Here is a 22,521-nt window from a genome sequence, read left to right as displayed (position 1 = left end):
TATTTTGCGCCCTTTGCAAAAAAGGCGTAATTGAACAGCAAACCTAATAAGGTGCAAAAGCGCATGGTTCTTGCCAAACGCGACATGCTGATCTGTGACCTCACCCAAAGCTATGCCCCCAAGGGCGGCGGCGGTGTGTCAACCTACCTCCGTGAAAAGCGCGAGCATGTGCTGGAACGCACCGGCCACCGCCTGTTGCAAATCGTGCCTGGCCCACAGGACCGCATCGTCGAGCGCGGGCGGCATATATGGGTCGAGGTCGGCGCGCGTCAGGTGCATGGCAGCCCCAATTACCGCTTCATCCTGCGTACCGGCGCCGTGCGCGAAGTGCTGGAGCATTTTCGCCCCGATGTGATCGAATCCTTGTGCCCATGGGTTTTGCCATGGACGGCGATCAACTATGCGCGGGCCTATCCGCAGACCGCGTTGGTGGCGGGCTATCACACCGATTTTCCCAATGTGCATATCCATCGCGTGGGCGCCCGTCTTTTCGGCGACAGCGCGGCGGAGCATTTGCGCGGGCTGGCTGTGCGCTATGCTGCAAAAACCTACGACGCGTTTGACCGCGTCTATGCGTTGAACGAGCCGGTGCGCGACCAATTGGCGCAATGGGGCATCGGCCATGTCGATGTGCTGTCCCTGGGTGTGGATACCAAGGCCTTCAGCCCTTCGCGCCGCGATCCGGGTTTTCGGGCCAAGCTGGGGCTGAAGGGTAATGGGCCGCTGCTGATTTATGCCGGACGGCTGGACAATGAAAAGCGCGCCGACCGTCTGGTGGACATGTTCCGCCGCTTGCCACCGGAATTGGGCGCAGGGCTGGTGCTGCTGGGCGATGGCAAATTGCGCGACAAGCTGATCCGCGAGACGCGGGGCATGGCGGTGGCGCTGCCGGGCTTTGTGGACAATCGCGATGATCTGGCGGTGGCTCTGGCCTCCAGCGATATTTATGTTTCGGCCATGGCGGATGAAACTTTCGGCATTTCGGTGATCGAGGCGCAGGCCAGCGGCTTGCCGGTGGTGGGCGTAGCCTCTGGCGCGATGCCGGACCGCGTGCCTGCCGGTTTGGGCCTGTTGGCGCCGGTGGATGATGTGGATGCCATGGCGGCCTATGTGCAGGCGATTTGGGCGAGGGGCCATCGTGCCATGGGCATGGCGGCGCGAGCCCATGTGGCTGGGCGTTTCAGCTGGGAGCAGACGTTCAACCACTTGCTGGATGATGTCTATTCCGCTGCCCTGATCCGCCGGGCAGAGCGTCGTTCGCAGCGCTTTGGCTGGGCAGGGCTGGGGCTTGGCGAATTGGCAACCGGCGCGGCTTGAGAACTGGCGCTTAAGGGCGGTTGCGGAGATGGGCTGGCGGCACTAGACAGGGCCTATGACCCATTCTCCTGCCGCCGCCATCTCGATCCGCAATCTCGTCAAGCGCTATGCCCCCACCGGTAGCGGCGAGGGCAAGCTGGCTCTGAAGGGCGTGTCTTTCGACGTGCCGCAGGGGCAGATTTTCGGTCTGCTGGGCCCCAATGGCGCGGGCAAATCGACGCTGATCAACATTCTGGCCGGCATGGTGCGCAAAAGCGAGGGCGAGGTTTCCATCTGGGGCTTCGACATTGACCGCGACCGTCGGAACGCTAGTCGCGCCATTGGCATCGTGCCGCAGGAAATCGTGTTCGATCCCTTCTTCACGCCGATTGAAGTGCTGGAGAACACCGCTGGCCTCTATGGCATCCCCAAGGACCAGCGCATTTCCGAGCAATTGCTGGCCGATGTGCATCTGTCGGACAAGGCGCAGGCCTATGCCCGCGCACTGTCTGGCGGCATGAAGCGCCGCCTGCTGGTGGCCAAGGCGATGGTGCATCAGCCGCCCGTGCTGGTGCTGGACGAGCCCACCGCGGGCGTGGACGTGGAATTGCGTCGCCAATTGTGGGAATTGGTCAAGCGGTTGAACGACGAAGGCGTCACCGTGGTGCTGACCACCCATTATCTGGAAGAAGCCGAGCAGCTTTGCGACCGGATCGCCATTATCAACCATGGCGAGATGATCGCCAACAAGCCCACCCGCGAGATGGTGGATATGGCGCGCGAAAAGATCGTGGTGCTGACGCTGGACAAGCCGGTGCAGAGCCTGCCCAGCCACCCCGCTTTCATCAAAAGCGTGGCCACCGGCGCCTCGCAGATCGAGATCACCTATAACAAGGACCGCACCAATGCGGGCGAGGTAATGGGGCAGGTGCAGGCGCAGGGCATGACCATTCTGGACGTGACCACCCGCGAGGCCGATCTGGAAGATGTATTCGTGCGGTTGACGACCGAAGTCTGAAAGTATGGCGCTGGAGGTAGCGATCGGCGATTAGACTTTGCCGGGTGCTTCCTGATTGTCCTTGCGCCATTTCTGCTTGCCCAGTCGATAGACCGGCTGGCCACAGGCTTCGCATTTGCTCGTGTAAAAATGCCCGTTCCATTTGGTCCGGTTGCGGTTGGGCCGGTGGCGATTGAACAGGCACAGAAAACGACGAAGGTTCACGCTGTGTTACTCCAGGGCGCCCGAAAACGGCGCCAGAGGATGGCGGGGGCAGATGGGCTATCGCATGCTGACCAATGGCTTATCCCTCCGCCATGTGGTGTAAGTTATTGATAACACGTTTTTTGTTGCCGAATAAAGGTTAATGGGGGTTAGTTTCTCGGCTTGGCCGAGCGCAGCCTGACTTTTTGTCCAAAAATGCATGCGCCCGCTTTTCAAATGATCCAACAGGGCGCAAAGCAGCGCCATGACTCGCTTTGTCTTTCCCTTGCGCGGTGTTTCCAGTCTGCCGCGCCTTCGCCGCAATTGCCGTTTGCATCGGGTGATCCACCATGCAGGCTGATGTTATTGTTGTCGGGTCGGGCGCGGCGGGGCTGACGGCGGCGCTGTCGCTGGCGGATAAATGTCATGTGCTGGTGCTGGCCAAGGGGACGTTGACCGGCGGCTCCACCGCATGGGCGCAGGGGGGCATTGCCGCCGTGCTGGATGCGGGCGACACGTTCGAGGATCATATCCGCGACACGATGGTGGCTGGCGCGGGGCTCAACCGGCTGGAGACGGTGGAACATGTGGTGTCCCGTGCGCCCGAGGCGATCGAGCGGCTGATCGAATTGGGCGTGCCTTTCAACACCGAAGGCAAAGGCCTGCATCTCCACCGCGAGGGCGGCCATTCCCACCGCCGCATCGCCCATGTCGCCGATGCCACCGGCTGGGCGGTGCAAGAAGCCTTGGTGCGGGCTGCCGAAGCCCATCCCAATATCACCCTGCTGCCGGGGCAAAGCTGCGTGGACTTGATCACTGGTCGCCATGAGCAGCGCTATTCCGGCTCTGGCCGCGTATGGGGCGTCTATGCGCTGGATGAAGCCAGTGGTCGCGTAGAGGCCCATATTGGCCGCGCCACCGTGCTGGCCACGGGCGGAGCGGGGCGCGTCTATCAATTCTCCACCGCGCCGCGCGGGGCAACCGGCGATGGCATTGCCATGGCATGGCGGGCCGGTGCGCGGGTGGCCAATATGGAAATGATGCAGTTCCACCCCACCTGTCTCTACCATCTGGAGGTCAAGAACTTCCTGATCACCGAGGCGGTGCGGGGCGAGGGCGGGCATCTGATAAACCCGCGCACAGGTGAACGCTTCATGCCGCAATATGACGAGCGGCTGGAACTGGCCCCGCGCGATGTGGTGGCACGTGCCATCGACAGCGAGATCAAGAAATATGGCCTTGATTTCGTGCATCTGGACATCAGCCACAAGCCTGCCAGTTTCGTGCGCGAGCATTTCCCCAATATCCACGAAAAGCTGCTCAGCCTTGGCATTGATATGACGAGGCAGCCGATCCCCGTGGTGCCTGCCCAGCATTATACCTGCGGCGGGATCATCACCGATCTGGATGGGCGCACCGATTTGCCCGGCCTTTATGCGGCGGGGGAATGCGCGGAGAGCGGGCTGCATGGCGCCAATCGTCTGGCCTCCAATTCGCTGCTGGAATGTCTGGTGTTCGGATCGGCGGCGGCGGCAGATATATTGGCGCGCTGGGAATCGTTTGAAGCGCCACCTGCGATCAACGCCTGGGACGAAAGCCGCGTATCGGATTCGGACGAAGAGGTGATCATCAAGCAGAACTGGACAGAGATTCGCCGCTTCATGTGGAATTACGTGGGTATCGTGCGAACGACCAAGAGGCTGGAGCGCGCGGCGCATCGCATCAAGATGCTGTTTGACGAAGTAGAGGACTATTACGGCCATTTCCGCGTGACCACTGATCTGATCGAGCTGCGCAACCTGTTGCAAAGCGCGGATCTGATCGTGCGTTCTGCCTTGAAGCGGCATGAGAGCCGAGGCCTCCATTACACGCTGGACTATCCGGAAATTGATGCCGAACCGCGTGACACGGTGTTGGTCCCTTAATCTTTAAAGCTCTATTTTTAAGTCCGGAGCCTGTTTGCAAATAGCAGACAGGCTCTTTTGCGATGTTCCTGATCGATGCCGATGCAGGCATTTGTCCGGAGTCGAATGCAGCGGTACTGACGAAAATGTCCAGAAATGGGGCGTTGTGGTGGGGTGGCAGTGCTGGACCATTTGACATAAAAACGCATAAAAATTTAAAACAAAATATTGAAAATATTCAAAATTATAGAACGGCATGCCAAATTCAGAGCCGAAGCGACAATAGTCTGTTGATCCATTTTTGCGCAAAAATTTCGCACATAAATCAGAAATTTGCCAAAATGGGACTGTTTCGGTGCCGCTAAACTCCTTTTAACTGGTTAACTCGCGTTTACTTGTCCAAATTTGCGGCGTATTCTTGTGGGCATAAGGCAGTCTGGGGGGGTCGCCCATTGGCTGCAACAGGGTTTATCAATTTACAGGAGAATTATTATGACCGATCCTCTCAGCGCTAAGACCTTTGTTGGTGGTACTTCGGGTAACGACGATCTGCGTGCCAACTCTCAGGACACCGACGGCAGCTATCTGTTTGCTCGTGGAGGTGATGACATTCTGCGTGGTGGCAAGTATGATGACGTTCTGACCGGTGGTGCTGGTAGCGATCAGTATTACGGTGGCGCGGGCGCGGATCAGTTCCGCTTCTTCGGCTATGACGTTACCACTGGTGATCGTGATCGCGTTTATGACCTCAACTTTAGCGATGGTGATACGATTGTGTTTGGCAGCTTTGCTACCGACACTTTTGCCGATGCAGCGGGCATCAATGCCTATACCAATGGCACGGCAGCGACGATCTCGTCGTTCGAAGGTCTGGCCAACATGGTCAATGATGCCGATGCTGTGTGGGCAACCCGCAAGGGTACCACTGATCTGCTGATCCTGCATGTGACCGTGGGTACCGAAACGCAGACCATCGAAATTTCCAACGCTTACTCGGCCTATGTCGCCGCTGGCGGCCTGATCGGCTAATTGCCGCTCATCCGGTTCGCTGACCGGATAGCGCAAAAAGAACAGGGCCGGACCGACAACCTTGTGGTTGCTCAGTCCGGCCTTTTTCTATGTCCGCTACGCGGCCCAACCTTGAGCCCTCCCGCGCGCTGGGGCATAGATTGCGCCAGATTAGCCTGCGGAAGGAATGCCCATGAGCGAGACCTCGTATGAAAACCTGTTGGTGGAACAGCATGGCGCGGTGACGCTGGTGCGCCTCAATCGCCCGCAGGCGCTCAATGCGCTTAACAGCGCGGTGCTGGAAGAATTGATTACCGCCTTTGCCGCTTTCGAGGCGGACCCGACCCAGCGTTGCGCGGTTCTGACCGGCGCGGGGGAAAAGGCCTTTGCTGCGGGCGCCGATATCAAGGAAATGGCCCAGAAGCCTGCCGCCGATTTTTACGCCGAGGATACTTTCTCCCGCTGGACCAGCCATTTTGCCAAGGCGGTGCGCAAGCCATGGATCGCGGCGGTGAATGGCTTTGCGTTGGGCGGCGGTTGCGAATTGGCGATGATGGCCGATTTCATCATCGCCAGCGACACGGCCCGTTTCGGCCAGCCCGAAATCAAGCTGGGTATCGCGCCGGGCATGGGCGGGTCGCAGCGTCTGGCCCGCGCGGTGGGCAAGGCCAAAGCGATGGAAATGTGCCTGACCGGCCGGATGATGGGCGCGCAGGAGGCTGAGCAATCCGGCCTTGTCGCCCGTGTGGTGCCTCTGGCCAATTTGCTGGACGAGGCGCTTAAAACCGCAGCCGAGATCGCCGCAATGTCGCCGCTGGCGGCCATCGCCAACAAGGAAATGGTGCAAGCCGCGTTTGAAACCACGCTGGATCAGGGCTTGCTGATCGAGCGCCGGATCTTTCAGGTGTTGACCGCCACGCAGGACCGGTTGGAAGGCATGGCCGCCTTTATCGAAAAGCGGCCCGCTGTGTGGCAGGGCAAGTAAGCCTCACCCTGCCATCATGCCTCAGGCCGGTGTTGGCGCGTTCAGCACCGGCATATCCTTCAACGCCACATCGGCATCGGCCAGCAGCGCGGGATCGATCACCGCGCCCGCTTCCACCAGCTTGCGGCCCTGCACATAGTCTTTCACGCGGTTGACGCAGTCCAGCGCGATCAAGCGGCCTTGCTTGAGATACAATAGGCTGAAGCTGCGGGCGGCCATGTCGCCGCGCACAATCGTCTGGTCATAGCCGACAGACAGTCCAGCGGTCTGCAGCTTCAGATCATACTGGTTGGACCAGAACCACGGGAAGGCCTTGTAGGGCTTGGGCTCGCCCAGAATTGTCTTGGCCACATGGCTGGCCTGATCATTGGCATTTTGCACCGATTCCACCCGCATCACCGCGCCATCGGCATAGGCGCAGGCAAAGGCCACGCAATCGCCAATGGCAAAAACATCGGGCAGGCTGGTGCGGCAAAACTCGTCCACCACCAAGCCATTGGCCTGATCCGCTCCCGCCGCCACCAGAGGCGCGATGGCAGGCACAATGCCGATGCCCGCAATCACCGCATCGGCGGCAATCACGCTGCCATCGCCCAGACGCACGCCGGACACGCGGCCAACACCTTCCAGCGCCTCCACCGTCACGCCGGTGCGCAGGTCTACGCCATGGGCGCGATGTTCGCTTTCGTAAAAGGCCGAAAGCTCCGGCCCTGCCACACGCGCCAACACACGCGGCGCCATTTCCAGCACGGTCACGCCAAGGCCCATCTTGGTCAGCACGGCGGCTGCTTCCAGCCCGATATAGCCGCCGCCAATCACCACAATATGTTTCGCGCCGCCGTCAACCTCGCCCATCAGGCGGTCGCAATCCTCACGCGTGCGCACGGCATGCACGCCCGACAATTCCGCGCCGGGGCAGGTTAGCTTGCGCGGGTCGCCGCCCGTGGCCCAGATCAGCTTGCCATAGGCCAGCACCTCACCCGAGGCGAAGGTCACCGTCTTGGCCGTGGCATCCACGCTGACCACTTGGCGGCCCAGCAAGAGATCCACCTGCTTTTCTCCCCAGAAGGCGGGCGGGCGGATATAGAGGCGGTCGAAAGTCTTTTCCCGCGCGAAATATTCCTTGGACAAAGGCGGTCGCTCATAGGGCGGTTCATTCTCCCGCCCGACCAGCGCGATGCTGCCTGTAAACCCATTCTGGCGCAGGGCGATGGCGCATTGCGCCCCGCCATGTCCCGCTCCCACGATCACGATATCGGCTTGTTCCATGGGTTGCTTTTCCACCACAAAGGGGCAGAAGGCGCAAGCGTGATCGCATGACATCTTCTGGCCTTTGTCATAGTATTAATAGGCACTCTCGCGCGCTGAATTCCCCGACAACAGGACAGGTTCCCATGATCACCCTCAATTTCGGCTGCCTTTTTTCCGACCGGATCGAGGCCTTGCTCACCGGACGGCTGAAGGTCGAAGGGGTGCACCTCGCCATCTCCTGCCACGAGGCACAGGGGCTGTTCCGGCAGGTTTTGCAACAGCAGAGCTTTGACATGGCGGAATTATCCATGGGCAGCCATATTGCTGCCGTGGCCGCAGGGCGGCGCGATTATGTGGCTTTGCCAGTGTTCCTTTCGCGCAGCTTTCGCCATTCCAACCTCTATATCCGCAGCGATGCCGGCATCAACCGCCCGCAGGATCTGGCTAGCAAGCGCATCGGTCTGGTCGATTTCCAGCAGACGGCGGCCCTATGGCTGCGCGGGCTACTGGCTGATGATTATGGTGTGGCGCGGGAATCGATTGATTGGGTAACGGGCGGCTTGTTGAAGCCGGTGCTGACCGATCGCATGGCGATGGACCTGCCCGAAGGCATCCGCGTCGCCCGCTCGCCCGAAACGCTGGATAGTTTGCTTGCCAGCGGCGCGATTGACGCGCTGATCAGCCCCACCGCGCCGCCCTGTTTCACGCAAGGTCTGGCACCGGTGACCCGCCTCTGGCCCGACCCCCGCGCGGAGGAGGCGGCATGGTATGCGCGCGAGCAGGTGTTGCCCATCATGCATGTGCTGGTGGTGAAGCGCGCCCTGATCGAGGCGCATCCCGATCTGCGCGGCACTTTGCAGGTGGCGTTTGAGCAGGCCTTGGCGCTGGCGCTGGACGATCTGGCCCAGCGCGACTTTCCCAAAGTAGCCATCGCATGGCTGCAACAACAGGCTGCCGAGCAGCAGGCGACCATGGGCCAGATCTGGACCTATGGGCTGGAGCCTAACCGCGCCGTGCTGGAACGCATGCTGCGCTATGCCCGCGCCGATGGGTTGATCGCGCGGGATATGGCGGTGGAAGAGCTGTTTGCCTGACCTATGGCGCCAAATCCGTTTTGGGCAATCCGGCGCGCAAAGGATCAAAGCGCACGATCTCGCGCAGGGAGACCAGCGTTTCAAAGCCGCGCACATTTTCATCTGCCGCCAAGACCTCGTCGGAAAAGCGCTGATAGGCCTCGATCGAGGGGACGGTGACGGTCAGCAGGAAATCGGTGCGTCCGGTCACATTCCACGCGCCGATCACCTCGTCACGCTTGGCCAGTTTTTCGGCAAAGGCCTGTTCCATGCGCAATCCGGCCTGGTTCAATTCCACCAGCACATGGATGGTGATCGACGGGGCAAGTCGCGCGGGATCGATCAGCGCCACATCCGCCATAATCACCCCGCTGGCGCGAAGGCGGCGCAGGCGGCGCAGCACCGCGCTTTCCGACAGGCCCACCGCATCGGCAATCGCGCGGGCCGGTTCCAGATTGTTGCGGCGCACGATAGCGATGATTCGCTGGTCAAAAGAATCGAGGGTGACGTTTTCAGGCATGTGATGGCTTATAATGACGCTTTCCGTCATCCGCTAACGGAAATAGCCGCCATTCGCCAGCGCATCTGCGATAGAACGCGGGAATGACGACGATTTCCGCGCAAAGCTCCTCCACCCCATCCTTGGCCGCTGCCACGCCCTATCTGGCGCTGGCCTGTTCGATCACGTCCTTTTGCGTGGGCACCTCTTTCGGCAAACAATTGTTTCCGCTGGTGGGTGCGCCGGGGGCGGTGGCCTATCGCGTAGGCTTTTCCGCTTTGCTGCTTGTGCTGGCCTTCCGCCCGTGGCGGCAACCGATTACCCGCGATGGCCTGTTGGCGGTGATGCGCTATGGCGCGGTGCTGGGGCTGATGAACCTGTGCTTCTATATGGCCTTGCGGACCATTCCGCTGGGTCTGGCGATTGCTATCGAGTTTCTGGGGCCTTTGACGGTCTCGCTCATCCATTCGCGCCGTCCCGCCCATTATGCCATGGTGGCTCTGGCCGCGGCGGGGCTGGCGCTCTTGCTGCCATGGCAGGGGGCGAGTCATGCGCTGGACCCTGTGGGTGTGCTTTTCGGGCTGGGCGCGGGCCTGTTCTGGGGGCTTTACATCATCTTTGGCAAACGCGCCGCCCATGTGCCCAGTGGTCAGGCCGTGTCTTTGGGCATGAGCACCGCCGCGCTGATCGTGGTGCCGATTGGCGTGGTGGATGCCGGTTCGGCGCTGCTCTCGCCCGCGCTGGTGGGCATGGGGCTGGCCACGGCGCTGCTGTCCAGTTCCATCCCCTATACGCTGGAAATGGTGGCGCTGAAGTCAATCCCCGCCAACCGTTTCGGCGTGTTGATGAGCGTGGAGCCTGCCGTGGGTGCGCTGGCCGGTGCGCTGCTGCTGGGCGAGCATCTGGCGGGGCTGCAATGGCTGGCGGTGGCGCTGGTGATTGCCGCCTCGGTGGGTTCGGTGGTGATGGGGGACGGGAAGCATTGATGCCACCCGCCCCCGTATAACGTCACATATTGGGATAGTTCGGCCCGCCCCCACCTTCGGGCGTTGCCCAATCGATGTTGCCGGTGGGGTCCTTGATGTCGCAGGTCTTGCAATGCAGGCAGTTTTGCGCGTTGATTTGCAAGCGTTTCTCTGTGCCTTCGCCCAGAAATTCATAGACGCCCGCAGGGCAATAGCGCGCCTCTGGTCCGGCATAGAGCGGCAGGTTGACCGAGACCGGCACGGATGCATCCTTCAACCGCAGGTGGCAGGGCTGCTCTTCCTCATGGTTGGTGAAGGAATAGGACACATTGGTTAGCCGGTCGAAGCTGATCACGCCGTCAGCCTTGGGATAGGCGATGGGTTTGTACAGATCGGCGCGGCCGGTGGCCTCGGCATCCTTGTGATGCTGCATCGGGCCAAATGGGTTAACCTTCAGCACCCGCGCCCACATATCCGCGCCCGCCAGCACGGTGCCCAGCGCGCCGCCGAATTTGGCGACCAGAGGCTGGGCATTTTGCACCAGCTTCAATTCGCTGGCGATCCAGCTGTCGCGCACCGCCGCATCATAATCGGCCAGAGTATCGCCACCACGGCCAGCGGCCAGCGCGGCGCTGATCGCCTCGGCGGCCAAGATGCCTGATTTCATGGCGGTATGGCTGCCCTTGATGCGCGGCACATTGACGAAACCGGCACTGCATCCGGCCAGAACCCCGCCCGCAAAGGCCAGTTGCGGCACCGACTGCCAGCCACCTTCATTGATCACGCGCGCGCCATAGCTGACGCGCTTGCCACTTTCCAGAATGGCGCGGATCGAGGGGTGCTGCTTCCAGCGCTGAAATTCCTCGTAAGGGCTGACATGCGGGTTTTTGTAATCCAGAGCGGTTACAAAACCGAGCGCGACTTGTCCGCCCGCCTGATGATAGAGGAAACCGCCGCCCCAACTCTCACTTTCCGACAGGGGCCAGCCCTGGGTGTGGAGAACACGCCCTGGAACATGTTTTTCCGGATCAATATCCCACAATTCCTTGATGCCCAGCCCATAGACTTGAGGCTGGCAATCGCGCTCAAGGTCAAATTGTGCCTTCACCCGTTTGGTTAGGTGCCCACGCGCACCCTCGGCCAGCACCGTATAGCGCGCCAATAGCCGCATGCCGGGCTGGAAATCGCCCTTGGGCTGGCCCTCACGGTCCACGCCCATGTCGCCGGTCTGCACCCCGATCAGCGCGCCACTATCATCAAACAGCACCTCGGCGGCAGGAAAACCGGGGAAGATTTCCACGCCCAGTTCCTCCGCCTTACCCCCCAGCCAGCGGCACAGATTGCCCAAGGATGTGGTGTAGCAGCCATCATTGCTCATGAAGGGCGGCATCAGCGCATGGGGCATGACATAATGGCCCTTTCGCGTCAGCACCCAGTGCCAATTGTCGGTGACGGGCGTTTGCGCCAGCGGGCAATCTGTGTCGCGCCAATCAGGGATCAACTCATCCAGCGCGCGCGGATCGACCACCGCGCCCGACAGGATATGCGCGCCAATCTCGCTGCCCTTCTCCAGCACGCAGACTGACAGATCCGCGTTCAACTGTTTCAGCCGGATCGCGGTCGACAGGCCCGCTGGCCCGCCACCCACAATCACAACGTCATAGGCCATCTCGTCGCGCTCGATCACGCTCATTGCATCAACCCTCACCTAAGTCATTTTGGAATGTTATGTATTATAACTATCCCGAAATCAATCCCAGCCCAATCCCAAAGATTTCTGCAGGGTAACATATTGGGCACTCATATTGGCTACCGCCTGCACCGATGCTTGCTGGGCGGTCAAACGCTCTCGCTCGGCGTCCAGAAGGGCAAGGCGGCTGATGGTGCCAGCGGCAAAACGCTGACTGGCCAACTGCGCGCTTTGGGTGGCGCTGGCTGCGCTGCGGCCCTTGCTGGCGGCCTGCGCGCGGGCGGCGCCATAGCGGGCCAGCGAATCCTCGGCATCGCGCAGGGCCTGCAACACCGCGCCGCGATATTGTTCGGACGCCTCGTCACGCGCGGCCTTGGCCTGTGCCAGACGGGCCGAATTGCCGCCAAAGTCCAGAAAGTTCCAGCTCAGTTGCGGTGCGGCCAAGAGCGCCATGCTGGACGGATCAAAAATATCCTCTAATCTGCTGCCGCCCAGCCCAAGGAAGCCGGTCAGCTTCAGCTTGGGGAAGCGGGCGGCATCGGCCACGCCGACCTTGGCGGTGCTGGCGGCCAATTGCCTTTCGGCGGCGCGTAGATCGGGGCGGCGCTGGATCAGGCTGGCCGGATCACCCACCGCCAGTTCGGCAGGGGGCAGGGGGATAGCCTTGGGCGCGGACAGGCTGGCATCCAGCGCGCCGGGAGCCTCGCCCAGCAATACCGCCAGCGCATTGAGATAGGCATCCCGCTCGGCCTGAAGCGGCAACAAAGCTGCCGCCGCATCTTCCACCGCGCGCGCCGAGCGCTCGGCATCGCTTTGCGTGCCCACGCCTTGCGCCAGACGCGCCTTGGTCAGTGTCAGCGCCTGCTGGCTCACCTCCAGCAATTGCTGCCCCAGCGCCAGACGCTGCTGGCGGTCGCGCAGGTTGATATAGGTTTGCGCCACTTCGGCAGTCAGGCTCACTTGCGCGTCGGCCAGCTTGGCTTCTGCGGCCTGCGCATTGGCGACCGAGGCCTCCACCTTGCGCCTTTGCCCGCCAAACAGGTCGATCTCCCATTGGGCGTCCAGCGCGGCATTGTAATAGTTGAGCGAGCCGCCCAATTGGTTGCCCGGCAGATCGGCGATCAGCCCTGCGCCCATCGCGCCCACTTTGGGCAGGTCATTGGTCTTGTCGAGCCGCAGCCCCGCCCGCGCCTGTTGCACCCGCGCCAGAGCCGTGCCCAGATTGGGATTGGCGGCCAGTGCCTTGGCCTCCAGCCCGTCCAGCACCGGATCGCCCAGCGCCGTCCACCATTTGGCCAATTGCGGCGCCTGTGCCTTGGTTCCACTGGCACGGGCAAAGCTGGCCGGTGGCGATACGACCGCCGCGCCTTGCGGACCTTTATAATCGGGGCCGACAGTACAACCGGCCAGACCTGCCAAAACCAGCATCGAGACCGAAAGATTAAGCAATTTGCGCATGGAAAGCCTCAATGCATCGCCATCGCCTGCCGGTTGGGCAGGGGGCGCAGAAACAGGACCAGAGGGCTGATGAGGATGATACCCACACCCAGCATCCAGAAAATGTCATTATAGGTCATCACCAGCGCATCCCGCTGGATCGTGCCCACCAGATTTTGCAGCGCGATGGTCGGGCTGCCCATGCCATGCATGTAATTCTGCACGACTTCGGAATTGGCGCGCAGGCTCTCCTCCATCCGGCGACTATGCATCCACAGGCGCTGGTCCTGCACCACGGCAATGCCCGCCAGCGCCAAGGACCCGCCCAGATTACGCGCGGCGTTGAAAAGCCCCGCCGCATCGCCCGCCTCATGCATGGGCACAGAAGCAATGGCCGCCTGATTGAGAAACATGAAGGAAAACACCGTGCCCACCCCGCGCAGCAATTGCGAGGCGGCAAATTCTTCACCCGTGGCATTGGCGGAAAGGCCGGTGTCCAGCCAGCAACTGACCAGCATGATCACCAGCCCCAGCATCACCGCAAAACGGATCTCCATCTTGCGCATCATCAGGGGCGTGAAAGGCATCATCAACAGGCTGGGAATGCCGGACAGCACGACCACCTGCCCCGCTTGCAAAGCGTTATAATGGGCAATGGCCGCCAGAAATTGCGGGATCACATAGGCCGTGCCGTAAAGCATCATGCCCAGCATCACGCCCATGATCACCACCGCGCCAAATTGCCGGTCCAGCAACAGGCGCAGCTTGATCACCGGCCTTTTGGCATAGATCTGTCCGGCCAGCAGCAGCGCCAGTCCAACCAGCGCCATCAGGGTCAGGCGGATGATGGTGGCGCTTTCAAACCATTGCTCGCGCTGCCCTTCTTCCAGAACGATGGTCAGCCCGCCAAGGCTGAGCGCCAGTCCGATAATGCCCAGCCAATCGGCGTTGAGGAATTCTTCAAGATGCAATTCGCGGTGCGGCAGGCCGATGGTCAGCATGGTGATCAGCGACAGGCCGATCGGCAGGTTGATGAAAAAGGCATAGTGCCAGCTGAGATTCTCCGTCAGCCAGCCCCCGATCAACGGCCCCAGCACCGGCCCCAGAATGGCGGTCACGCCAAACATCGCATTGCCTATCGGCTGTTGCGCAGGGGGCAGGCGGGTGGCGATGATGGTCATGGCGGTGGGGATCAGCGCCCCGCCGGTAAAGCCTTGCCCCACGCGGCCAATGATCATGGTCGACAGGCTGGTGGCCGTGCCGCAGACCATCGAGAAAGCCACGAACAGGCTGGCGGCCAGCAGCAGGAACGTGCGCAGGCCCAGCATCCGTTCCAGCCATGCCGACAGCGGGATGATGACAATTTCGGCCACCAGATAGGAGGTTGCCACCCAAGTGCCCTCGGTGCCGCTGGCGCCGATCGAGCCTTGAATGACCGGCAGCGCCGAATTGGTGATCGAAATGTCCAGCAGGGCCATCATCGCGCCAAGGCTGCCCGCAGCCACCGCCATCCATGCGGCGGCATCGGCTTTCTTGGGTGGGCCGGGGATCTGCCCTTGGCTGTTCACTGGGCGCTATCCTTGCCATGCAGGGCGTCCAGCGCATCCTTGGCGCCTTTGGTGTCCACGCTCACTTCAACGCTCATGCCCGGCACCAGCAGCTTGCGCAGTTCCGCGCTGGCATTGATGCTGATCCGCACCGGCACGCGCTGCACCACCTTGGTGAAATTGCCCGTGGCATTTTGCGGGGGCAACAGCGAGAATTGCGCGCCGGTGCCGGGCGAGATGCTGTCCACCTTGCCGGTGATTTCGATGTCGGGCAGCGCGTCCAGCTTGATATGCACCGGTTGACCGGCACGCATCAGGCCCAGCTGCGTTTCCTTGAAATTGGCGGTGACATAGAGCTGGCTGACCGGCACCACGCTCATCAAACGGGTGGCGGCGGGCACGAATTGGCCCAGACGAACGGTCTTGTCGCCAATGCGGCCATCGACGGCGGCGCGCAGCAGGGTGGAGCCCAGATTGACCTGCGCCGAGGACAATTGCGCCTTGGCACCCGATCCTTGCGCCTTGGCTTGTTCCATCTGCGCCTTGATCGTGTCGATCTTGCGATGGGCCGCCTGTGCCGAGGCGCGGGCGCTGGCCAGTTTGGCGGCGGCCTGTGTCGCCTCATTGCGCAATTGGGCCAGCTTCTCGCCGCTCTCCGCGCCGCTGGAGGCCAGCGGGCTGTAACGCGCGACCTGTGCATCGGCAAAGCTGGCGGCGCGCTGGGCGGCGGCGACATCGGCGTCAGCCTTGGCAATCGCGGCTTCCTGTTCGCCCAATTGCGCCTGCGCCGCATCGGCCTGAGCCTGCGCCAGTCCGATCTGCGCCTCATATTGCGCCGATTGCGCGCGGTAATCGCGGGGATCGATCTGCACCAGCGGGTCGCCCGCCTTCACATCCTGATTGTCGGACACGAAGACCTTTTCGACATAGCCGCCAACCTTGGGCGCCACCGTGACCGCATCGGCCTGCAGGAAGGCGTCGTCGGTCGACTGCTGGAACTTGCCATGGGTTTCATAGCTATACAGCCCATAGGCCCCCCCGATCAGCGCCAGCGGGCCCACCACCAGCCCCACGCGGCGCGGCCATGGGTTGGGGGTGGTATCATCCGTGTCGGTGCTGGAGGGAGAGGCGGGAACGGGGGAGACGGATTCGGCCACAGGATAGACTCGCTGCAAAAAGGGTAGGCTGTGTCATGCCCGCGCTTGCCATTTTATGCAATACCATTTAATGAGTGCCCTCATGAATATTCGGAACGACGAGCTGATCAGCGCTTTGGCGCGCACCTATCTGCGCATGTATCGCTGTGTGAACAAGGCGATGACGGGGCAGGGGGCGTCCATGGCCCGCACCAAGGTGCTGATGCTGGTGCGCAATTTGAAGGGTAACGCCCGCGCCGCCGATATTGCCGAAATTTTCGACCAAAGCCCGCGCACCATCACCGAGATTCTCGACGGGCTGGAACGCGATGGTCTGGTGGAACGCCGCAGCGATCCCGAAGACCGCCGTGTCAAACGCTTGCACATTACCGAGGCTGGCCTGCTGGCGATCGAGGCCACAGAGCCTTTGCGTCAGAGCATCATCAACCAGATCTGCGCAGAGCTGGACGATGGGGAACGCGCTGCGCTGCAATCGGCCTTTGCGAAAATGACCGCTGCCTTGGAAGGCCCGCTCGACTGTTAAGCGGGTTTGAGCCAGTCGAGCAAAGGCTGCACATGGCGCCCGCCGGGCAAATGGCCGATCAGCCCGAACAGATCATCCAGCGCAGGATGGCGCAGGGCCAGCATCGTCCCCATCCACAGCACCCCGCCCAGTAGCACATTGGCGCACAGCAGGGGCAGGCTGATGGTCGAAGGCCCGCTCCACAACCCATAGGTCAGCGCCAAGGGCGCCAGACCCGCCAGCGTGGACAAGGCGCTCTTGGCATAGATCACCAGCAATTGCCGCGCGTCAAAGCCCACCAGCCGGTGTAGAAAACGGGCATAGAGCAGCACCCATGCCGCGCCATAGACCAGACGTGAAGCCGCCGCGCCTTGCGTGCCCCATTGGCAACCGGCGGCCAGCAAGGTGAGTGACAGGCAGGTCTCGGTCAATGCATAGAGCATCAGCTGGTTGATCTTGCCCAGCAGGATCGGCAGGTCCGATTGCAAAGGCAGCATCACCAGAAAGATTTCCGTGAGCGAAATGGTGGAAAGCAAGGGCGCCACCGCTTCCCAGCGCGGGCCGTAAAGCAGTTTGACCACCGGTTCCGCCGCCAGCGCCAGCCCCGCCATGCCGGGCCAGATGATCGCCGTATAGCCTGCCACCACCCGCAGATAGGCTGGCCCCAAAGGCTCGCCATTGTCGCGCTTGCGAGCAAAGGCGGGGTAGAACACGCTGCCGATCGCGCCGGAGATCAGCGTGCGGAATTGATCGGACAGGCTGGCGGCGCGGCTGTAAAGACCGACCGAATTGAGGCCCAGCAGTTTGCCCACGATCATATCGGGCGTGCGTGCGGAAATGCCGTAATTGGCATAGAGCCCCGACAGGCGCGATCCCACGGAAAGCACCGGCGCGATGCCCTGCAACCGCAAGGGATAGGGCAGGGCAGGGCGCAAATATTGTGCGATCAACCCGCGCGCTACGCCATTGGCCAAGGTGGCCCATGCCAGCGCAAAGGCCGAATAGCCCAGAGCGGCCAAAGTCAGTGCCACGCAGGCTTGCGTCAAAGCCGCGCCCAGATTGACGATGAAATGGCCGCGAAAATTCATGGCCCGCCCCATCAAAGCCATGGGCACCACCGCCAGCGGGATGAACAGATAGGCCGCAGCTATGATCAGCAGCATCGGCGCCAGAGCAAGTTGGCCATAGGCATGGGCCATGGGCAGCGCGCTGACCGCGATCAGCCCCGCGACGACAAAGGAGAACAGCAAAGCCACCGTGCTGCACCGCGCCTGCGTATCGGCATCCACGCTGGGCAGGCCCGACATATAGCGGGTGAGGCCAAAGTCCTGCAGCACCGACACCACCAGCGCGGCGGCCAGCGCGATGGAGAACAGGCCAACCTCGGCTGGCGAGAGAAACAGGCGCGAGATGATGACCGAGGTGATGAATTGAATGGCAAAGGACAGATATTGCCCGCCCATCGCCCAGACCGCCGCGCCGCGCACCGACATGGCGGCTTCCTCGCGCTGGGGTTTGGTATCGCTCATGTCACCGGCCTATGGCACAACAGGGCCAGCGCCAGACGCAAGGCGCGCAAGGGCAGGCCGAATTTCACCAGCCGCGCCACGGTGCGCCGCATGCCCGCATGGCTGCCCCCCTCGGCCAGATGGCGCAGCAATAGGTCATAGCCATGGTCGCGCATGGCGGCGGGGGAATAGCGCAGGCTTTGCGCGATCTGGGCGCGCAGGGCCTTGGTCACGCCATCACGGCCAAACAGGGCGTCCATGTCATCCAGCGGCGGCAGCTTGGCCAGCGCTTGTGTCGGGTCGCTCCTCCCCGCCGCCCTTTCCGCATAGGCCAGACGCGCCACGGCCGCGCCGGTCTGCTGGATGGTGGCATGGCGGGTGGAGACCTGCTGATCATAATGGCGATAGCGGATCAGCGGTTCGGGCAGGCTGCAAAGGCGGGTGACCGAGGCCAGCCGCAGCCAGAGGTCGAGATCCTCGCAATGGTGGAAAGCGGCGTGATAGCCGCCCACGCCCAGCACCACTTTGCGCCGCATCATCGCCACGGGGTGACAGATCAAGGGCTGGCCCTGCGCAATGGCGTCCAGCAAAGCCTCGTGGCTGGTGGGCAATGTGGCGGTGGCATGGGGCCAAGGCTGGCCGTTCTGGTCAATGTCGATGGTTTGCGCACCCACTACTCCATGATCGGGATGGGCGTCGAGAAAGGCGATCTGCCGCGCAAATCTTTCGGGCAGGGCGATGTCATCGGCATCCATCCGCGCGATGACCGGTGCGCGCGCCTCGGCCAGCATTTCATTCAGGCTGGCGATCAACCCGCGATTCTCGCGCAGGATGGGGCGGATGCGGGCATCCTGCGCGGCATAGCTGCGGATGATATCCGCGCTGCCATCGCTCGACCCATCATCCAGCAGCAGCAGTTCAAAATCGCCCAGAGTCTGGGCCAAAATGCTCTCTATCGCCGGCGCCAGAAAGCGTTCGCCATTATAGACGCTCATGGCCACACTGATCCTGGGGGATGCAGGCGAGGTCATGCGGGGCGAGAATCCTTTGCGGGAAAATGGACGGTTAGCGATTCCGGCTTAAGGTCTGGCGGGTAAAGAAAGCATGATGGCGCGCGAGAAAACTGTGCCGCAAGGCGCAAGTTGGCCCGCGTGCCGATGGCCTTCCCCAATTGGCATCTGGCAGGCGTAAAGCGGCACGCGCATCAGAAGGCCATGGATTCCACTCTCCCACCCCGCTCCGCCCATGGCTAAAATGCGCAAGAAGGGCGACCTGCCAGCCAAGATCTGCCTCGCCTGCGCCCGCCCATTCACATGGCGCAAGAAATGGGAGCGCGATTGGGACAATGTGCTCTATTGCTCCGACCGCTGCCGCAGCGATAAATCAGCCAAGGCTGGCCAAAAACCGCTCGGCTCCCGCGATCAGGCCTGATTGCTTTTCCGGCGCAAAGCGTTCCCATGTCCGCACCATCTGCGCCATGCGCGGGTTGCGGCGCAGGCGATCGGCATGGCGGGCGATGAAGGACCAATAGAGCAGGTTGAACGGGCAGGCCTTGGGCCCTTCCTTGGCCTTCACATCATAGGCGCAAGAGCCGCAATAATCGCTCATCCGGCTGATATAGGCGCCGCTGGCGGCATAGGGTTTGCTGGCCAGCAGGCCGCCATCGGCAAATTGGCTCATGCCCATGGTGTTGGGCAATTCCACCCATTCAAACGCATCGGCATAGACTGCCAGATACCATTCATGCAGTTCATGCGGATTAAGCCCCGCCAGCAGCGCGAAATTACCGGTGACCATCAAGCGCTGGATATGATGGGCATAGGCCTCTTCCTGCGTCTGGTTGATGCAGGCGCGCATACAGGCCATGTCGGTCTGGCCGGTCCAGTATAGCGCGGGCAGGGGGCGGGTGGCCTCCAGTGCGTTGGAGCGCGCATAGTCCGGCCCCTGCCACCAATAGATGCCGCGCACATATTCACGCCATCCGATGATCTGGCGGATAAATCCCTCCGCGCTGTTGAGCGGCACCCGCCCCGCGCGCCATTCCGCCTCCACCGCGCGGCACATGTCCAGCGGGTCCAGCAGGCCAAGGTTGAGATAGGGCGAGACCACCGCATGGCAAAGGAAGCGATGGCTGGTCAGCATGGCATCCTGAAACCGGCCAAAATCGGGCAGGGCGCGGGCCAGGAAATGGGCAAAAGCCTCTTGAGCTTGCGCGCGGGTGGTGGCGAACCAGAAAGGCGTCAGGCTGCCGAAATGGTCGGGAAAGCGGCGCTCGACCATCGCCAGCACCTCTTGCGTGATCGCATCGGGGGCAAAGCGCAAAGGCTGCGGCAAGCCCAAAGCGCCGGGGGCGGCTTCGCGATTGTCATGGTCGAAATTCCATTGCCCACCGGCGGGCTGGTCGCCTTCCATCAACAAGCCGGTCTTGCGCCGCATCAGCCGATAGAAATGCTCCATGCGTAGGCCCTTGCGCCCATCGGCCCATTGCGCGAAACCATGGCGGTCGGCCAGATAGCGATCATCGGGCAACAGCTCGCACCATGCCTGCATATCCTGCATCAGCCGCCATTCGCCCGGTTCGGTGGCGATCACTTGGGCGATGCCATGGCGCGCCTTGGCCCGCGCCACCTCGCCCGCCAGTGAACCGCAGTTCCCCGCATCCTCCAACGTCACATAATCCACCTGCCAGCTCGCCTCGCGCAGTTCTGCGGCAAAGTGGCGCATGGCCGACAGCACCAGCGCGATCTTCTTCTTGTGGTGGCGCACATAGGTGGCCTCATCCAGGACCTCGGCCATCAGCACCACATCGCGCGCCTTGTCGCCAGCGCGCAAAGAGGAAAGCGTGGGGGTCAATTGGTCGCCCAGAACGAGGATCAGCCGTGTCATAGGGCGGGATTAGGCGCGAAGCGGGCGCTTGCCTGCCTGTTCATTCGGGCGGGGCATAGATGCGGGGCCTACCAGTCAAAGCCCATCTGCGCCTGCGCTGCCTCTTGCGCGGCGGCGGCCCGCCCCTTGGCGTGGCGGGAGGCGGTGCGCTGGCGGCTGCCGTGGCGCTGCTGCACGCTTTGCGCCTGCGCCCTTGCGTCAGGCAGGCGGCGCAGCCCATGGATCGCCAGCTTGGCCTCGCGCGCGGCGATTGTATGGTCCACCAGCCTTGGCGTATAATCGGGGCAGAGCGCGGCCCATTGTTCCGGCTCCATCCGCCATGGTTCATGCATGAACACGGCAGGCACTTGGCCCAGTTCGGGCACCCATTGCCGGATGAAGCGCCCTTGCGGGTCCTGATCCAGCCCTTGCTTGACGGGGGAGTAGATCCGCACTGTGTTGATTCCGGTTTCCCCTGCCTGCATCTGCGCCTGTGGCCAATGGATGCCCGGTTCGTAATCGATAAAGGCGCGGGCCAGCACTTGCCCCGCCTCCTGCCATGGCAGCCACAGGTCATAACAGGCAAAGCTCATCAACATCGCCCGCATGCGAAAAGTGGTCCAGCCTGTCGCCTGCAATTGCCGCATGACCGCATCGACAAAGGGATAGCCGGTTTGCCCTGTCGCCCAAGCCATCAGCCTTGCCGGATCGGCGGGGCGCGGGCGCAGGCCGGTGTAGATGCGGGCGAAGGGGCGGAACTCGGCTTCGGGTTCGCTCTCCAGCTTTTGGATGAAATGGCAATGCCAATGCAGCCGCGCGACAAAGCTGCGCAAAGACTGGCGCCAGTGCTTTTCCTCGGGCGGCAGGGCTTGATAGCGGGCGCGGGCGGCCTGCCACACTTCGCGCATCGACAGGCTGCCATAGGCCAGATGCCAGCTCAGCCGCGAACAGGCATCGGGCGCGGTCAAGGGCGAGGACATGGCCCGCGTGTAACGCTCGCCGCGTTGGTGCAGGAAGCTGTGCAGACAATCCAGTGCCGCCGCCCGCCCCGCATCGGGCAGGGCCAGCAAACCATCATCGCCAAGACCCAAAGCCGCCGCCGAGGGCAGGGCATCGGCCCCCTCCGCCCGTAACCAGACCGGCTTTGGCGCGGGGAAACAGGGCAGCTCCATCAACGCATCCCAAGCCGCCGCCCAGCGATCGCGGTTGAGCGAGGGGCCACGGATCACCCCGAACTGGCGCGGTTCATGGAAGGGCACGCCCATCGCCCGCGCCCATCGCCGCAAGGCCTTGTCGCGGGTGAAGGTGAAAGCATTGCCGGTTTCCTCATGCGCCCATAGCGTGAAAGGGCCGATCTGCGCATGGAGTGCGGCCATTTGCTCCACGGCATCGCCTATCCGCACACAAAGCCGCCCGCCGCGCCGATCAATGCGCTGCGCCAGATCGGCAATGCAGCGCCGCCAGAAGCGCCATTGGCGTGCGCTGGTATCCGCGCCGCGCCAATAATCCGGTTCGATGATCACCAGGGGCAACACCGGCCCCGCCAGCGCGGCTTCATAAAAGGCTTGGTGATCCTCCAGTCGCAGGTCGCGTTTGAACCAGACGACTTGCGGCAGAGGCTGCATCAGTTGGC

Annotated in this window: 21 protein-coding genes; 10 read left to right on the top strand and 11 right to left on the bottom strand. The window is 62.3% G+C overall.

Features of this window, described 5'->3' with window-relative positions:
- Positions 1–63 precede the first annotated feature (63 nt).
- Positions 64–1,317 (top strand): glycosyltransferase, encoded by a 1,254-nt coding sequence (locus EOE18_RS02315; RefSeq protein WP_127705740.1) that lies wholly within the window; start codon positions 64–66, stop codon positions 1,315–1,317.
- A gap of 55 nt (positions 1,318–1,372) precedes the next feature.
- Entirely contained in the window at positions 1,373–2,314 is a 942-nt protein-coding gene (locus EOE18_RS02310) for an ABC transporter ATP-binding protein (RefSeq protein WP_127705738.1), read from the top strand.
- 30 nt (positions 2,315–2,344) lie between these two features.
- On the opposite strand, the gene EOE18_RS18415 is transcribed toward EOE18_RS02310, so the two are convergent.
- Positions 2,345–2,518, bottom strand: coding sequence for a hypothetical protein (locus EOE18_RS18415; RefSeq protein WP_164852635.1), 174 nt, complete (start codon positions 2,516–2,518; stop codon positions 2,345–2,347).
- 329 nt (positions 2,519–2,847) lie between these two features.
- Between EOE18_RS18415 and nadB the strand changes: the two genes are divergently transcribed.
- The 4 genes from nadB (at position 2,848) to EOE18_RS02290 (ending at position 6,394) form a co-directional block, all read left to right on the top strand.
- Positions 2,848–4,422, top strand: coding sequence for an L-aspartate oxidase (gene nadB, locus EOE18_RS02305; protein WP_127705736.1), 1,575 nt, complete (start codon positions 2,848–2,850; stop codon positions 4,420–4,422).
- Between the two features lie 62 nt (positions 4,423–4,484).
- On the top strand, positions 4,485–4,766 hold the full coding sequence (locus EOE18_RS02300) for a hypothetical protein (RefSeq protein ID WP_127705734.1): 282 nt from the start codon (positions 4,485–4,487) through the stop codon (positions 4,764–4,766).
- 127 nt (positions 4,767–4,893) lie between these two features.
- Positions 4,894–5,430 (top strand): calcium-binding protein, encoded by a 537-nt coding sequence (locus EOE18_RS02295; RefSeq protein ID WP_127705732.1) that lies wholly within the window; start codon positions 4,894–4,896, stop codon positions 5,428–5,430.
- 172 nt (positions 5,431–5,602) lie between these two features.
- Positions 5,603–6,394: an enoyl-CoA hydratase-related protein gene (locus EOE18_RS02290; RefSeq protein ID WP_127705730.1), complete on the top strand. Its 792-nt coding sequence runs from the start codon at positions 5,603–5,605 to the stop codon at positions 6,392–6,394.
- Positions 6,395–6,415: 21 nt separating this feature from the next.
- Here EOE18_RS02290 and EOE18_RS02285 read toward each other — a convergent pair whose 3' ends face one another.
- Positions 6,416–7,663, bottom strand: a complete 1,248-nt coding sequence (locus tag EOE18_RS02285) for an NAD(P)/FAD-dependent oxidoreductase (protein ID WP_127705728.1) — start codon at positions 7,661–7,663, stop codon at positions 6,416–6,418.
- A 125-nt stretch (positions 7,664–7,788) separates the two neighbouring features.
- Here EOE18_RS02285 and EOE18_RS02280 point away from each other — a divergent pair, with 125 nt between their 5' ends.
- The gene (locus tag EOE18_RS02280) at positions 7,789–8,739 is read left to right on the top strand and encodes a substrate-binding domain-containing protein (RefSeq protein WP_127705726.1); all 951 of its coding nucleotides are present in this window, start codon (positions 7,789–7,791) and stop codon (positions 8,737–8,739) included.
- 1 nt (position 8,740) lies between these two features.
- Here the strand turns inward: EOE18_RS02280 and EOE18_RS02275 are convergent, their stop codons facing one another.
- Positions 8,741–9,238, bottom strand: coding sequence for an Lrp/AsnC family transcriptional regulator (locus EOE18_RS02275; protein ID WP_181952991.1), 498 nt, complete (start codon positions 9,236–9,238; stop codon positions 8,741–8,743).
- 83 nt (positions 9,239–9,321) lie between these two features.
- On the opposite strand from EOE18_RS02275, the gene EOE18_RS02270 reads away from it, so the two are divergent.
- A complete protein-coding gene (locus EOE18_RS02270) occupies positions 9,322–10,203 on the top strand; it encodes an EamA family transporter (protein ID WP_127705722.1) in 882 nt (293 codons plus the stop codon).
- A gap of 22 nt (positions 10,204–10,225) precedes the next feature.
- Here the strand turns inward: EOE18_RS02270 and EOE18_RS02265 are convergent, their stop codons facing one another.
- From EOE18_RS02265 to EOE18_RS02250, 4 genes are all read right to left on the bottom strand, one after another.
- Positions 10,226–11,869, bottom strand: a complete 1,644-nt coding sequence (locus tag EOE18_RS02265) for an electron transfer flavoprotein-ubiquinone oxidoreductase (protein WP_127705873.1) — start codon at positions 11,867–11,869, stop codon at positions 10,226–10,228.
- 63 nt (positions 11,870–11,932) lie between these two features.
- The gene (locus EOE18_RS02260; protein ID WP_127705720.1) at positions 11,933–13,330 is read right to left on the bottom strand and encodes an efflux transporter outer membrane subunit; all 1,398 of its coding nucleotides are present in this window, start codon (positions 13,328–13,330) and stop codon (positions 11,933–11,935) included.
- Between the two features lie 8 nt (positions 13,331–13,338).
- On the bottom strand, positions 13,339–14,820 hold the full coding sequence (locus tag EOE18_RS02255) for an MDR family MFS transporter (RefSeq protein WP_127705871.1): 1,482 nt from the start codon (positions 14,818–14,820) through the stop codon (positions 13,339–13,341).
- Between the two features lie 53 nt (positions 14,821–14,873).
- Positions 14,874–16,013 (bottom strand): HlyD family secretion protein, encoded by a 1,140-nt coding sequence (locus tag EOE18_RS02250; RefSeq protein WP_127705718.1) that lies wholly within the window; start codon positions 16,011–16,013, stop codon positions 14,874–14,876.
- Between the two features lie 82 nt (positions 16,014–16,095).
- Between EOE18_RS02250 and EOE18_RS02245 the strand changes: the two genes are divergently transcribed.
- On the top strand, positions 16,096–16,536 hold the full coding sequence (locus tag EOE18_RS02245) for a MarR family winged helix-turn-helix transcriptional regulator (protein ID WP_127705716.1): 441 nt from the start codon (positions 16,096–16,098) through the stop codon (positions 16,534–16,536).
- Here EOE18_RS02245 and EOE18_RS02240 read toward each other — a convergent pair.
- Positions 16,533–18,044, bottom strand: coding sequence for an oligosaccharide flippase family protein (locus EOE18_RS02240; RefSeq protein ID WP_246027211.1), 1,512 nt, complete (start codon positions 18,042–18,044; stop codon positions 16,533–16,535). The two genes, EOE18_RS02245 and EOE18_RS02240, sit on opposite strands and share 4 nt — an antisense overlap.
- Positions 18,041–19,054 carry a glycosyltransferase family 2 protein gene (locus EOE18_RS02235; protein WP_127705714.1) on the bottom strand — a complete coding sequence of 338 codons (1,014 nt, stop codon included), beginning with the start codon at positions 19,052–19,054 and terminating at the stop codon, positions 18,041–18,043. Before EOE18_RS02235 ends, EOE18_RS02240 begins: the two co-directional genes overlap by 4 nt.
- Positions 19,055–19,268: 214 nt before the next feature.
- Here EOE18_RS02235 and EOE18_RS02230 point away from each other — a divergent pair, with 214 nt between their 5' ends.
- A complete protein-coding gene (locus tag EOE18_RS02230) occupies positions 19,269–19,454 on the top strand; it encodes a DUF2256 domain-containing protein (RefSeq protein WP_127705712.1) in 186 nt (61 codons plus the stop codon).
- Here the strand turns inward: EOE18_RS02230 and EOE18_RS02225 are convergent.
- The gene (locus EOE18_RS02225; RefSeq protein WP_127705710.1) at positions 19,407–20,909 is read right to left on the bottom strand and encodes a cryptochrome/photolyase family protein; all 1,503 of its coding nucleotides are present in this window, start codon (positions 20,907–20,909) and stop codon (positions 19,407–19,409) included. The genes EOE18_RS02230 and EOE18_RS02225 overlap by 48 nt on opposite strands.
- A 68-nt stretch (positions 20,910–20,977) precedes the next feature.
- Complete coding sequence (locus tag EOE18_RS02220) at positions 20,978–22,513, bottom strand: FAD-binding domain-containing protein (RefSeq protein WP_127705708.1); 1,536 nt, start codon at positions 22,511–22,513, stop codon at positions 20,978–20,980.
- Positions 22,514–22,521 lie beyond the last annotated feature (8 nt).

Origin of the sequence: Novosphingobium umbonatum (assembly GCF_004005905.1) — a bacterium.
Classification (GTDB): Bacteria; Pseudomonadota; Alphaproteobacteria; order Sphingomonadales; family Sphingomonadaceae; genus Novosphingobium; species Novosphingobium umbonatum.
Note: the sequence above shows the minus strand (reverse complement) of the source record. Positions and strands in the feature narration are given on the sequence as shown.

Coding starts and splice junctions, on each gene's coding strand:
- EOE18_RS02315 (WP_127705740.1), top strand. CDS start 64: ATGGTTCTTGCCAAACGCGACATGCTGATCTGTGACCTCACCCAAAGC.
- EOE18_RS02310 (WP_127705738.1), top strand. CDS start 1,373: ATGACCCATTCTCCTGCCGCCGCCATCTCGATCCGCAATCTCGTCAAG.
- nadB (WP_127705736.1), top strand. CDS start 2,848: ATGCAGGCTGATGTTATTGTTGTCGGGTCGGGCGCGGCGGGGCTGACG.
- EOE18_RS02300 (WP_127705734.1), top strand. CDS start 4,485: ATGTTCCTGATCGATGCCGATGCAGGCATTTGTCCGGAGTCGAATGCA.
- EOE18_RS02295 (WP_127705732.1), top strand. CDS start 4,894: ATGACCGATCCTCTCAGCGCTAAGACCTTTGTTGGTGGTACTTCGGGT.
- EOE18_RS02290 (WP_127705730.1), top strand. CDS start 5,603: ATGAGCGAGACCTCGTATGAAAACCTGTTGGTGGAACAGCATGGCGCG.
- EOE18_RS02285 (WP_127705728.1), bottom strand. CDS start 7,663: ATGGAACAAGCCGATATCGTGATCGTGGGAGCGGGACATGGCGGGGCG.
- EOE18_RS02280 (WP_127705726.1), top strand. CDS start 7,789: ATGATCACCCTCAATTTCGGCTGCCTTTTTTCCGACCGGATCGAGGCC.
- EOE18_RS02275 (WP_181952991.1), bottom strand. CDS start 9,238: ATGCCTGAAAACGTCACCCTCGATTCTTTTGACCAGCGAATCATCGCT.
- EOE18_RS02270 (WP_127705722.1), top strand. CDS start 9,322: ATGACGACGATTTCCGCGCAAAGCTCCTCCACCCCATCCTTGGCCGCT.
- EOE18_RS02260 (WP_127705720.1), bottom strand. CDS start 13,330: ATGCGCAAATTGCTTAATCTTTCGGTCTCGATGCTGGTTTTGGCAGGT.
- EOE18_RS02255 (WP_127705871.1), bottom strand. CDS start 14,820: ATGGCGGTGGCTGCGGGCAGCCTTGGCGCGATGATGGCCCTGCTGGAC.
- EOE18_RS02245 (WP_127705716.1), top strand. CDS start 16,096: ATGAATATTCGGAACGACGAGCTGATCAGCGCTTTGGCGCGCACCTAT.
- EOE18_RS02240 (WP_246027211.1), bottom strand. CDS start 18,044: ATGAGCGATACCAAACCCCAGCGCGAGGAAGCCGCCATGTCGGTGCGC.
- EOE18_RS02235 (WP_127705714.1), bottom strand. CDS start 19,054: ATGACCTCGCCTGCATCCCCCAGGATCAGTGTGGCCATGAGCGTCTAT.
- EOE18_RS02230 (WP_127705712.1), top strand. CDS start 19,269: ATGGCTAAAATGCGCAAGAAGGGCGACCTGCCAGCCAAGATCTGCCTC.
- EOE18_RS02225 (WP_127705710.1), bottom strand. CDS start 20,909: ATGACACGGCTGATCCTCGTTCTGGGCGACCAATTGACCCCCACGCTT.
- EOE18_RS02220 (WP_127705708.1), bottom strand. CDS start 22,513: ATGCAGCCTCTGCCGCAAGTCGTCTGGTTCAAACGCGACCTGCGACTG.